We start from the raw sequence: 12,689 nt of genomic DNA, 5'->3' as shown, positions 1-12,689 counted from the left end.
AGTGGTGGCGCCGGATCAGTTGGCGGCCTGTTTGGTCGGCGTGGCCGCATCGGGCGCGGCGAGCGGCGTGCCGGTCGCGTCGAACCCGCCGCCGAGCGCCTTGATCAGGGCAAGCTGCATGTCGCGCCGGCGCATTTTCAGGTTGGTCACCGTCTGTTCCGATGCGAGGCGGTTGCTGTCCGCCGTCAGCACCTGCAGTTGCGGCGACAGGCCGGCCTTGTAGCGGATGACCGCGAGATCGTACGCACGCGTCGAGGCGTCGAGCGCACGCTGGGCGTCGCCCATCTGGCGATCGATCGCGCGGATCGACGCGACTTGCGTCGCGACGTCGTTCAGCGCGCTGATCAGCGTCTGGTTGTAGTTCGCGACCGACAGGTCGAAGTCGGCGTAGCGGCCCTTGAGCTGGGCGCGCAGCGCGCCGGCATCGAAGATCGGCAGGTGGATCGCGGGGCCGAATTGGGCCTGGCGACTCGCGAAGTTCAGGAATTTGCCCCAGCCGAACGCATCGAAGCCGAACCCGGCCGCGAGGTTCACGTCCGGGAAGAACTCGGCCTTCGCTTCCTTCACGTCGTGCATCGCGGCTTCGACCTGCCAGCGCGCGGCGACGATGTCGGGGCGGCGCGACACGAGATCGGCCGGCAGGTTGCCGGGCAGCGTGACGTTGCCGCTCGGGTTCATCACGGGCGCCGCGATCTGCAGCCCGCGATCCGGACCCTTGCCGAGCAGCGCGGCGAGCTGGTAGCGCACCGTCGTGATCTGGCCGTCGAGGTCCGACAGAGAGGCCTGGGTGGTCGCGATGTTGCCGCGGGCCGTCTGGCGTTCGACGTTGGTATCGAGGCCGGCCGATACGCGGCCGTCGGTGATCTTGCCGACCGTCTCGCGGTTGGTGATCTCGCGTTGCGCGATGTCGCGCAGCGCATAGAGCTGTGCGAGCGAGTTGTAGGTGCGTGCGACCGACGACGCGAGCGTGATGCGCGCCTGTTGCATGTCGGCTTCGGCGGCCTTTTCCTGCGACACGGCCGTGTGCAGGCGCTCGCGGTTCTTGCCCCACAGGTCGAGTTCCCACGAGGCGCTCGCCAGCGCGTTGTTTTCGCTGTACCACTGGCCGCCGTACGGGGGCGGGAACAGGCCGTTCGACGAATACAGTTCACGCGTCCACGAATAGCTGGCTTCGGCCTTCGGCATCAGGTTCGAGCGCGACGATTCGATATACGACGACGCTTTCGCGATGCGCGCCTGCGCCTGCGCGATCGACGGGTTGCCCTGCAGCGCTTCGTCGATCAGCTTCGGCAATTGCGGATCGCCGAACTGGCTGGCCCAGTCGAGTGCCGGCCATTGGCCACCCTGGGCCGGCAGGCTCTGGGCGGATTCGAATTGCGACGCGGGGGCGATCTGCTTGTCGCTCTTGATGCCGATGTAATTCGCGCAGCCCGCCAGCGCCAGCGCGGCGACCGCGGCAGCGATGGCGGCGCGGCACGACCCGGCGCGCACGGACAACGGGGAGGATTTCATCGCGCTAACCCCTGACTCGGAATGAATGATGGACACTGCAAGGATTTCCTTACATTAATCTGTCAAAAGTAATTGTTATGGCAACTATTACGTGATGCTACCGCCGGCCGTCTCGCAATAGTTGCTGAGAATGCGGCGCAGCATGCTCTTCAGGAACCCGACTTCTTCCGGCGTAAACCCGTCCAGCACCTGGTCGAGCACGCTGCGAAAAATGGGCGGGAGCCGTTCGGCCAGCGCCCGGCCTTCGTCGGTGAGCTCGAGGCGCACGACGCGTCGGTCCTCGATGCTGCGCACGCGCGACAGCAGGCCGCGTTTCTCGACCCGGTCGAGCAAGCGCGTGACCGCGCTTGCGTCGATCCCGTATTCGCGCGCGAGTTCGGCGGCCGTCGAGCACTTGCCGACCGCGATCATGAACAGCATGCTCGCCTGTGTGCCCGTGATGCCGAGTTCTTCCTGCGTGCGCTGCGTGACGAGGTTGGTCATCACCGACTTCACGCGCGACATCAGATAACCGACGCTGTCGTTCATCTGATACGAAGACAACTGCGAAACGGGCGGAGGAGTAGGAGAATCCGACATAAAACCCTGAGGCTGCAATAGTTGACTAGGCAGCAGTATAGGCACAATTGCTTGCCGCGGCAAATGTTAATCGAACGGCAAAACCCGCGCTGTGTATCGCGAGAATCCCTTATCTCGATAAGGTTTTTGGGGCCGGCCGGCAAGGGTGAGGAAGCGGGTTCGTCTGTTCGGCAGAGGAAGGCGGAGCCGCCCGTTTTGCTGCATTGCAATGCACGGGTCGGCTCTCGACACTCGCACGTGCTATAATTTGAGGCTTTCCAAGCTGCAACGCGCGCGCCCGTGAAAAACGAGCGCGCGCGTTTGCGCGTTCAAACGATTTCCAGGTTTCTATGACCCGCGCCCTTCGCAATATCGCCATCATCGCCCACGTCGACCACGGCAAAACCACGCTCGTCGACCAACTGCTCCGCCAGTCCGGCACCTTCCGCGAGAACCAGCAGATTGCGGAGCGGGTGATGGACTCGAACGACATCGAAAAAGAGCGCGGGATCACGATTCTCGCGAAGAACTGCGCGGTCGAATACGAAGGCACGCACATCAACATCGTCGACACGCCGGGGCACGCGGACTTCGGCGGCGAAGTCGAGCGCGTGCTGTCGATGGTCGACTCGGTGCTGCTGCTCGTCGATGCGGTCGAAGGCCCCATGCCGCAAACGCGCTTCGTCACGAAGAAGGCGCTCGCGCTCGGCCTGAAGCCGATCGTCGTCGTCAACAAGATCGATCGTCCGGGCGCGCGGATCGACTGGGTCATCAACCAGACCTTCGACCTGTTCGACAAGCTCGGCGCGACCGAAGAGCAGCTCGACTTCCCGATCGTGTACGCATCGGGTCTGAACGGCTACGCGTCGCTTGACCCGGCTGCTCGCGAAGGCGACATGCGCCCGCTGTTCGAGGCGATCCTCGCGCACGTGCCGGTTCGCCCGGCCGATCCGGAAGCGCCGCTGCAGCTCCAGATCACGTCGCTCGACTATTCGACGTACGTCGGCCGGATCGGCGTCGGTCGCATCACGCGCGGCCGCATCAAGCCGGGCCAGCCGGTCGCGATGCGTTTCGGCCCGGAAGGCGACGTGCTGAACCGCAAGATCAACCAGGTGCTGTCGTTCAAGGGGCTGGAGCGCGTGCAGGTCGAGTCGGCCGAGGCGGGCGACATCGTGCTGATCAACGGTATTGAAGACGTCGGCATCGGCGCGACGATCTGCGCGGTCGACACGCCGGAAGCGCTGCCGATGATCACCGTCGACGAGCCGACGCTGACGATGAACTTCCTCGTCAACTCGTCGCCGCTCGCCGGCCGCGAAGGCAAGTTCGTGACGAGCCGCCAGATCCGCGACCGCCTGATGAAGGAACTGAACCACAACGTCGCACTGCGCGTGAAGGATACCGGCGACGAAACGGTGTTCGAAGTGTCGGGGCGCGGCGAACTGCATCTGACGATTCTCGTCGAGAACATGCGTCGCGAAGGCTACGAACTGGCCGTGTCGCGTCCGCGCGTCGTGATGCAGGAGATCGACGGCGTGCGTCACGAGCCGTACGAGCTGCTGACGGTGGACGTCGAGGACGAACACCAGGGCGGCGTGATGGAAGAGCTGGGCCGCCGCAAGGGTGAGATGCTCGACATGGCGTCGGACGGCCGCGGCCGCACGCGTCTGGAGTACAGGATCTCGGCGCGTGGCCTGATCGGCTTCCAGAGCGAATTCCTGACGCTCACGCGCGGCACGGGCCTGATGAGCCACATCTTCGACTCGTACGCACCGGTCAAGGACGGTTCGGTCTTCGAGCGCCGCAACGGCGTGCTGATCTCGCAGGACGATGGCGCCGCGGTGGCGTACGCGCTGTGGAAGCTGCAGGATCGCGGCCGCATGTTCGTGAAGCCGGGCGACGCGCTGTATGAGGGCATGATCATCGGCATCCATAGCCGCGACAACGACCTCGTCGTGAACCCGATCAAGGGCAAGCAATTGACCAACGTGCGCGCGTCGGGTACCGACGAAGCCGTGCGTCTCGTGCCGCCGGTCCAGATGTCGCTGGAATACGCGGTCGAATTCATCGACGACGACGAGCTCGTCGAAGTGACGCCGCAGTCGATCCGCCTGCGCAAGCGCTTCCTGAAGGAGCACGAGCGTCGCCGCGCGAGCCGCGAAGGCGCGGTCGACTAAGCATCGATCGTTCCCGCATCACGGAAAAGGCCGCCTTCGGGCGGCCTTTTTTGCATTCGCGCGACCGGCAACCGGGCCGTTGCAAAACACTGTTCCCGCAGGCCGTGGCAATCCGGCAAAACCCCGTCGCGCGGTGCTTTCACGCGCATTGCGCCGTGAACTCCGGTATCGGTTCTGTGATATGCTGCGCGCACGCAAGTTTTAGGTCCTTCCAAGCAAGACTTGATTCGCAATCCGCTAAACGGTCAGGCCGTGTCGCGGAAGGTTGAGTAACCCGCTATTTCTCGAGAAGCTCGAAGAAAGGTGAGCGTAAAATGTCAGATGTAATGAAGCAGTTTCAGCTGAACTCCTATCTGTTCGGCGGCAATGCTTCGTACGTTGAAGAACTGTACGATGCATACCTCAACAATCCGGCATCGGTGCCGGAGAACTGGCGAGAGTATTTCGACGCGCTGCAGAACGTGCCTGCGACGGACGGCTCGAATGCCAATGACGTCGCTCACTTCCCGATCGTCGAATCGTTCGCCGAGCGTGCGAAGGCCAATGCCTTCATTCCGCGCGAAAGCACCAGCAATCTCGCGACCGCACGCAAGCAGGTGCACGTCCAGTCGCTCATCAGCGCCTATCGCTTCCTCGGCTCGCAATGGGCCAACCTCGATCCGCTGAAGCGTCGCGAGCGTCCGGCCATTCCCGAGCTCGAACCCGCGTTCTACGATTTCTCCGAAGGCGACCTCGACCAGACGTACAGCGCAAGCAACCTGTACTTCGGTTTCGACCAGGCTTCGCTGCGCGACATCGTCAAGGGCTTGCGCGACACGTACTGCGGCACGATCGGCGCCGAGTACATGTACATCAGCGATCCGGAGCAGAAGCGCTGGTGGCAGGAGCGCCTGGAATCGACCCGCGCGACGCCGGCCTTCTCGGCCGACAAGAAGAAACACATTCTGAATCGCCTGACGGCCGCCGAAGGCCTCGAGCGCTACCTGCACACCAAGTACGTCGGCCAGAAGCGCTTCTCGCTCGAAGGCGGCGAAAGCTTCATCGCGGCGATGGACGAAGTCGTCCAGCACGCGGGCAAGCGCGGCGTGCAGGAAATCATCATCGGCATGGCTCACCGCGGCCGCCTGAACGTGCTGGTCAATACGCTGGGCAAGATGCCGGCCGACCTGTTCGCCGAATTCGAAGGCAAGCACGTCGACGACCTGCCGGCCGGCGACGTGAAATACCACAAGGGCTTCTCGTCGGACGTGTCGACGGAAGGCGGCCCGGTCCACCTGTCGCTCGCGTTCAACCCGTCGCACCTCGAAATCGTGAACCCGGTGGTCGAAGGTTCCGCGAAGGCGCGGATGGACCGTCGCGGCGACGAAGACGGCCTGCAAGTGCTGCCGGTGCAGATCCACGGCGACGCGGCGTTCGCCGGCCAGGGCGTCGTGATGGAAACGCTGAACCTCGCGCAGACGCGCGGTTACGGCACGCACGGCACGCTGCACATCGTCATCAACAACCAGATCGGCTTCACGACGTCCGACCCGCGCGACGCGCGCTCGACGCTGTACTGTACCGACGTCGTCAAGATGATCGAAGCGCCGGTGCTGCACGTGAACGGCGACGATCCGGAAGCCGTCGTGCTCGCGATCCAGATCGCGATCGACTACCGGATGCAGTTCCACAAGGATGTCGTGATCGACATCGTCTGCTTCCGCAAGCTGGGTCACAACGAGCAGGACACGCCGGCCGTCACGCAGCCGCTGATGTACAAGAAGATCGCGCAGCACCCGGGCACCCGTGCGCTGTATGCCGAGAAGCTCGTGCAGCAGGGCGTGATCACCGCGGAAGACGCCGACAACTACGTGAAGGCGTACCGCAAGGCGATGGACGACGGCCACCACACCGTCGATCCGGTGCTGTCGAACTACAAGAGCAAGTACGCGGTCGACTGGGTGCCGTTCCTGAACCGCAAGTGGACGGACGCAGCCGACACGGCCGTGCCGCTCGCCGAACTGAAGCGCCTGGGCGAACGCATCACGACGGTCCCGGAAAACTTCAAGGTTCACCCGCTCGTCGAGCGCGTGATCAACGACCGCCGCAACATGGCGCGCGGCGACCAGCCGCTCGACTGGGGCATGGGCGAACACCTCGCATTCGCGTCGCTCGTCGCATCGGGCTACTCGGTGCGCCTGACGGGCCAGGACTCGGGTCGCGGCACGTTCACGCACCGTCACGCGGTGCTGCACGACCAGAACCGCGAGCGCTGGAACGACGGCACGTACGTGCCGCTGCAGAACATCGCCGAAGGTCAGGCGAAGTTCACGGTGATCGACTCGGTGCTGTCGGAAGAAGCGGTGCTGGGCTTCGAATACGGTTACTCGACTGCCGAGCCGAACACGCTCGTGCTGTGGGAAGCGCAGTTCGGCGACTTCGTCAACGGCGCGCAGGTCGTGATCGACCAGTTCATCTCGTCGGGCGAAGTGAAGTGGGGCCGCGTGTCGGGCCTCACGATGCTGCTGCCGCACGGCTACGAAGGCCAGGGTCCGGAACACTCGTCCACGCGTATCGAGCGTTTCCTGCAACTGTGTGCCGACCACAACATGCAGGTCGTCCAGCCGACGACGCCGGCGCAGATCTTTCACCTGCTGCGTCGCCAGATGATCCGCCTGTTCCGCAAGCCGCTGATCGTCGCCACGCCGAAGTCGCTGCTGCGCCACAAGGAAGCGGTGTCGGACTTGTCGGAACTCGCGAAGGGTTCGTTCCAGCCGGTACTGGGCGAAACCGACGGCGGCATCGACGCGAAGAAGGTCAAGCGCGTGCTGGTGTGCTCGGGCCGCGTGTATTACGACCTCGTCGCGCATCGCCGCGAAGCGAAGGCGAACGACGTCGCGATCATCCGTATCGAGCAGCTGTATCCGTTCGCGCACAAGCAGTTCGAAGCCGAAATGAAGAAGTACGAGAACGCGACTGAAGTGGTCTGGGTGCAGGACGAGCCGCAGAACCAGGGCCCCTGGTTCTACGTCGAGCACCACCTGAAGGAAGGCATGAAGGAAGGGCAGAAGCTGGCATACAGCGGCCGTCCGGCTTCGGCCTCGCCGGCGGTTGGCTACTACGCGAAGCACTACGAGCAGCAGAAGGCCCTGATCGAAGGTGCATTCGGCCGCCTGAAGAGCGCATCGATCGCGAAATAATCGACGTCAAGCGAAACGGGAAGGTGCGCGGCGCTTTCCCGTTCCTTTTGGCCTGCCGGGCGCGTCGCGCGCCGCACCGGCCGAAGGAATCGCACGAACCTCGTCATACCCCAGATTAAGCATCCAGGAAAATCACATGGCTATCGTAGAAGTCAAAGTCCCCCAGCTTTCGGAGTCGGTGTCGGAAGCCACCATGCTGCAGTGGAAGAAGAAGCCGGGCGAAGCAGTCGCGCAGGACGAAATCCTGATCGAACTCGAGACCGACAAGGTCGTCCTCGAAGTGCCGGCGCCGGCCGCGGGCGTGCTCGCGCAAGTGCTGCAGAACGACGGTGACACGGTGGTCGCCGATCAGGTGATCGCGACGATCGACACCGAAGCGAAGGCAGGTGCTGCCGAAGCAGCGGCAGGTGCCGCCGAAGTCAAGCCGGCGGCAGCGCCTGCTGCAGCCGCACCGGCCGCACAGCCGGCCGCCGCGACCGCATCGAGCTCGGCCGCCGCATCGCCGGCCGCAGCGAAGCTGCTGGCCGAGAAGGGCCTGTCGACGGGCGACGTCGCAGGTTCGGGCCGCGATGGCCGCGTCACGAAGGGCGACGCGCTGGCCGCAGGCAGCGCACCGAAGGCCGCTCCGGCCGCCACGCCGGCGAAGACCGCCGCTGCGAAGCCGGCGCTGCCGGAAGTGAAGGTGCCGGCGTCGGCGGCGACGTGGCTGAACGACCGTCCGGAGCAGCGCGTGCCGATGTCGCGCCTGCGTGCGCGTATCGCCGAGCGCCTGCTCGAATCGCAGCAGACCAACGCGATCCTGACGACGTTCAACGAAGTGAACATGGCTCCGGTCATGGAACTGCGCAACAAGTACAAGGACAAGTTCGAGAAGGAACACGGCGTGAAGCTCGGCTTCATGTCGTTCTTCGTGAAGGCGGCCGTCCATGCGCTGAAGAAGTTCCCGCTCGTGAACGCGTCGATCGACGGTAACGACATCGTCTACCACGGCTACTTCGACATCGGTATCGCGGTCGGTTCGCCGCGCGGCCTGGTCGTGCCGATCCTGCGCAACGCGGATCAGCTGAGCCTCGCCGAAATCGAGAAGAAGATTGCCGAATTCGGCCAGAAGGCGAAGGACGGCAAGCTGTCGATCGAGGAAATGACGGGCGGTACGTTCTCGATCTCGAACGGCGGCGTGTTCGGTTCGATGCTGTCGACCCCGATCATCAACCCGCCGCAGTCGGCCATTCTCGGCGTGCACGCGACGAAGGAGCGCCCGGTCGTCGAAAACGGCCAGATCGTGATCCGCCCGATCAACTACTTGGCGCTGTCGTACGACCACCGCATCATCGACGGCCGCGAAGCCGTGCTGTCGCTCGTCGCGATGAAGGATGCGCTGGAAGATCCGGCACGCCTGCTGCTCGACCTGTAAGCCGAGCCTCACTGCATCGACCCGTTCGCAGGTTCGCGCGCACGCGTGAACCTGCGGGCGTACAAGTAGAAAGGATTGTCATGTCCAAGGAATTTGACGTCGTCGTGATCGGCGCCGGCCCCGGCGGCTACATTGCCGCGATTCGCGCTGCGCAGCTCGGCAAGACCGTTGCCTGTATCGAGAAGTGGAAGAACCCGGCCGGCGCGCTGAAGCTCGGCGGCACCTGCCTGAACGTCGGCTGCATCCCGTCGAAGGCGCTGCTCGCGTCGTCGGAAGAGTTCGAGAACACGTCGCATCACCTGGCCGACCACGGCATCACGGTCGACGGCGTGAAGATCGACGTCGCGAAGATGCTCGGCCGCAAAGACGCGATCGTCGAGAAGATGACGAGCGGGATCGAGTTCCTGTTCAAGAAGAACAAGATCACCTGGCTGAAGGGCCATGGCAAGTTCACCGGCAAGACCGATGCCGGCGTGCAGATCGAAGTGAGCGGCGAGGGTGAAACGGAAGTCGTCACCGCGAAGAACGTGATCATCGCGACGGGTTCGAAGGCGCGTCACTTGCCGAACATCCCGGTCGACAACAAGATCGTGTCGGACAACGAAGGTGCGTTGACGTTCGACTCGGTGCCGAAGAAGCTCGCCGTGATCGGCGCGGGCGTGATCGGCCTCGAGCTCGGCTCGGTGTGGCGCCGCCTCGGCGCCGACGTGACGGTGCTCGAAGCGCTGCCGGCATTCCTCGGCGCAGCCGACGAAGCGCTTGCGAAGGAAGCGGCGAAGCTGTTCAAGAAGCAGGGCCTCGACATCCATCTCGGCGTGAAGATCGGCGACGTGAAGACGACCGCGAACGGCGTGTCGATCGCTTACACGGACAAGGACGGCAACGCGCAGACGCTCGACGCCGACCGCCTGATCGTGTCGGTCGGCCGCGTGCCGAACACCGACAACCTCGGCCTCGAGGCCATCGGCCTGAAGGCGAACGAGCGCGGCTTCATCGACGTGGACGACCACTGCCGCACCGCAGTGCCGAACGTGTACGCGATCGGCGACGTGGTGCGCGGCCCGATGCTCGCGCACAAGGCGGAAGACGAAGGCGTGCTGGTCGCGGAAGTGATCGACGGGCAGAAGCCGCACATCGACTACAACTGCATTCCGTGGGTGATCTATACGTACCCGGAAATCGCATGGGTCGGCAAGACGGAGCAGCAGCTGAAGGCCGAGGGCCGCGAGATCAAGACGGGCAAGTTCCCGTTCTCGATCAACGGCCGCGCGCTCGGCATGAATGCGCCGGACGGTTTCGTGAAGATGATCGCGGACGCGAAGACCGACGAACTGCTCGGCGTGCACGTGATCGCCGCGAACGCGTCGGACCTGATCGCGGAGGCCGTGGTGGCGATGGAGTTCAAGGCGGCGTCGGAAGACATCGCCCGCATCTGCCATCCGCACCCGTCGATGTCGGAAGTGATGCGCGAAGCGGCGCTCGCGGTCGACAAGCGCTCGCTGAACAGCTGAGCACGGTGTAGCGCCTGCCGGCCGTCGGCCGGCGCAGCCGTCTCATGACGAAGGCGGGCGGGGTTTCCCGCTCGCCTTCGTTCTTTCCGGTTTGCCCGATGAACGTCACCGAATACTACACGCGCGAACTGACCACGCGCGGCTATCAGTCCGATCCCGCTCAGCGCGCGGCCGTCGATCGCCTGCAGCGCTGTTTCGACGAATGGGTCGACTACAAGGCGCGCCGCTCGAACGCTTTCAAGAAGCTCATCAATCACCCGGATCTCCCGCGCGGCGTCTACATGTGGGGCGGTGTCGGTCGCGGCAAGAGCTTCCTGATGGACAGCTTCTACGCAGTCGTACCCGTGCAGCGCAAGACGCGCCTGCATTTCCACGAATTCATGCGCGAAGTGCACCGCGAGCTCGAGGAACTGAAAGGGCAGGCCGATCCGCTCGACGAACTCGCGCGACGCATCGCGAAGCGTTACCGGCTGATCTGCTTCGACGAGTTCCACGTGTCGGACATCGCCGACGCGATGATCCTGTATCGCTTGCTCGATCGCCTGTTCAACAACGGCGTGCAGTTCGTGATGACGTCCAATTACGATCCCGACGACCTGTACCCGGACGGCCTGCATCGCGACCGCATGCTGCCGGCGATCGCGCTGATCAAGGAAAAGCTCGACGTGCTCAACGTCGACGCAGGGGTCGACTATCGCCAGCGCACGCTCGCGCAGGTGAAGATGTATCACACGCCGCTCGGCGCGGAAGCCGATCGCGAACTGCGCCATGCATTCGGCAAGCTGGCGGCCGTGCCCGACGAGAGCCCGATCCTGCATATCGAGAAGCGCGAACTGAAGGCGCTGCGCAAGGCGGACGGCGTCGTGTGGTTCGATTTCGCGACGCTGTGCGGCGGCCCGCGTTCTCAGAACGACTACCTCGAACTGGCGAGCCGTTTTCATGCGATCGTGCTGTCCGAGGTGCCGCAGATGTCGCCGCGGATGGCGTCCGAAGCGCGCCGCTTCACATGGCTCATCGACGTGCTCTACGATCACAAGGTCAAGCTGCTGATGTCCGCGGCGGTGCCGGCCGAAGCGTTGTACGTCGAAGGCCCGATGGCCAACGAATTCGCGCGTACGGTCTCGCGCATCGTCGAGATGCAGTCGAAGGAGTATCTCGAAACGCCGCGCCGCATCGTCGATACGTCGTTGACCTGAGCGGGTGGCGGGTGCTCGCAACCGGCGTAATTTAAACGTCAATTTCGGTTAGATTCAGGCAATCTTCGGGTATTTTCGGATTTGTCTTATATTCATCGTTGAGGTGAGCCGATATTGTGGTGTCATGGTTATTAAGGCTGGAGATGTCCATGACACCGTATCGCGATTTGACCGACCACGAATGGCGCTGCGTCGCGCCGCTTCTGCCCGAAATGCAGCCACGCACCGAATTGCGCGGCCGGCCGTTAGCCAATACGCGGGCCGTGCTGAACGGTGTGCTTTGGGTGATCTACAGTGGCGCAACATGGTCGGCCATGCCGCGCCGTTACCCGTCGTATCAGACATGCCATCGCCGCTTCAAGGTGTGGCACGAAACGGGCACGCTGATGAACGTGATGCGTGAGCTTTACGGCGACGCCGGCATGAATCTGTGCAACGAACTGTCCGCGCGGATGCGCAAGCATACGCAATCGAAGGCGGCAGAGGCGCGTAGCAACGCGGCGCCCGCGTATCGTGCACCGGGTAGCTATGCATCGGATACGATGAAGCACGCGGCGTGAAGTCCATCGGTTTTCGTTGCGCACGCCCCAAAGGAAATCGGCCTGACGACGTCGTCGCAGGCCGATTTTTTTATTGAGCCGCGCGTTTCGGCGCGTGCTGCGTTATTGCTGGCGCACCCACGTCTGCGACCGGCCCAGCAGCGACACGCCGATGTACCCGCGCACCACGAGCTTCTGGCCGCCGTCTTCAAGCGTCATCTTGCACTTGTAGACCTTGCCGTTCTCCGGGTCGAGAATGTTGCCGCCGTCCCAGTGGTCGCCGTCCTTCTTCATCGCCTTGATGATCGTCATGCCCTTGATGAGCTGGTCCTTGCGCTCGTCCGTGCACGCGGTGCAGCGGCGATCGGGCGTATCGTTCGCACCGAGGCCCTTGACGACCTTGCCCGTCAGCGAGCCGTCGCCGTCCTCGGCGATCTGCACGAGTGCCTTCGGTTGATGGGTGTTGTCGTCGATCGTCTGCCACATGCCGACGGGGCTGTCGGCTTGCGCGAACGTGGGAGCTGCACACGCGAGCAGGGCGCCGGCAATGGCGATCGCACGCAACGGGCGGGTCAGTTGAATCATTGTCATCCTCCTTGTTTT

The 12,689-nt window shown here is 63.8% G+C and carries 9 protein-coding genes; 6 read left to right on the top strand and 3 right to left on the bottom strand.

The features are described 5' to 3' along the window. Nucleotides 1–15: 15 nt before the first annotated feature. Together WS61_RS02285 and WS61_RS02280 are read right to left on the bottom strand one after the other, a co-directional pair. Nucleotides 16–1,512 (bottom strand): efflux transporter outer membrane subunit, encoded by a 1,497-nt coding sequence (locus tag WS61_RS02285; RefSeq protein ID WP_059499053.1) that lies wholly within the window; start codon nt 1,510–1,512, stop codon nt 16–18. Between the two features lie 87 nt (nt 1,513–1,599). Then, nucleotides 1,600–2,091, bottom strand: coding sequence for a MarR family winged helix-turn-helix transcriptional regulator (locus WS61_RS02280; RefSeq protein ID WP_059499052.1), 492 nt, complete (start codon nt 2,089–2,091; stop codon nt 1,600–1,602). A 329-nt stretch (nt 2,092–2,420) separates the two neighbouring features. On the opposite strand from WS61_RS02280, the gene typA reads away from it, so the two are divergent. The 6 genes from typA to WS61_RS02250 all read left to right on the top strand — a co-directional run bounded on the left by typA (nt 2,421) and on the right by WS61_RS02250 (nt 12,107). After that, nucleotides 2,421–4,247, top strand: a complete 1,827-nt coding sequence (gene typA, locus WS61_RS02275; protein ID WP_059499051.1) for a translational GTPase TypA — start codon at nt 2,421–2,423, stop codon at nt 4,245–4,247. A gap of 314 nt (nt 4,248–4,561) precedes the next feature. Further along, entirely contained in the window at nt 4,562–7,426 is a 2,865-nt protein-coding gene (locus WS61_RS02270; RefSeq protein WP_059499050.1) for a 2-oxoglutarate dehydrogenase E1 component, read from the top strand. A gap of 136 nt (nt 7,427–7,562) precedes the next feature. Next, a complete protein-coding gene (gene odhB / locus WS61_RS02265; protein ID WP_059499049.1) occupies nt 7,563–8,840 on the top strand; it encodes a 2-oxoglutarate dehydrogenase complex dihydrolipoyllysine-residue succinyltransferase in 1,278 nt (425 codons plus the stop codon). Nucleotides 8,841–8,920: 80 nt separating this feature from the next. After that, on the top strand, nt 8,921–10,351 hold the full coding sequence (gene lpdA / locus WS61_RS02260) for a dihydrolipoyl dehydrogenase (RefSeq protein ID WP_059499048.1): 1,431 nt from the start codon (nt 8,921–8,923) through the stop codon (nt 10,349–10,351). A gap of 98 nt (nt 10,352–10,449) precedes the next feature. Beyond that, complete coding sequence (gene zapE, locus WS61_RS02255) at nt 10,450–11,547, top strand: cell division protein ZapE (protein WP_059499047.1); 1,098 nt, start codon at nt 10,450–10,452, stop codon at nt 11,545–11,547. Nucleotides 11,548–11,663: 116 nt separating this feature from the next. After that, on the top strand, nt 11,664–12,107 hold the full coding sequence (locus WS61_RS02250; RefSeq protein WP_156440514.1) for a transposase: 444 nt from the start codon (nt 11,664–11,666) through the stop codon (nt 12,105–12,107). A gap of 102 nt (nt 12,108–12,209) precedes the next feature. On the opposite strand, the gene WS61_RS02245 is transcribed toward WS61_RS02250, so the two are convergent. Further along, nucleotides 12,210–12,671, bottom strand: a complete 462-nt coding sequence (locus WS61_RS02245; protein ID WP_059499045.1) for a DUF2147 domain-containing protein — start codon at nt 12,669–12,671, stop codon at nt 12,210–12,212. Nucleotides 12,672–12,689: the final 18 nt, after the last annotated feature.

Origin of the sequence: Burkholderia sp. ABCPW 11 (assembly GCF_001523445.1) — a bacterium.
In the GTDB taxonomy this organism is placed as follows: Bacteria; Pseudomonadota; Gammaproteobacteria; order Burkholderiales; family Burkholderiaceae; genus Burkholderia.
The sequence above is the reverse complement of the archived record's forward strand: the minus strand, read 5'-3'. Positions and strand labels throughout refer to the sequence as shown.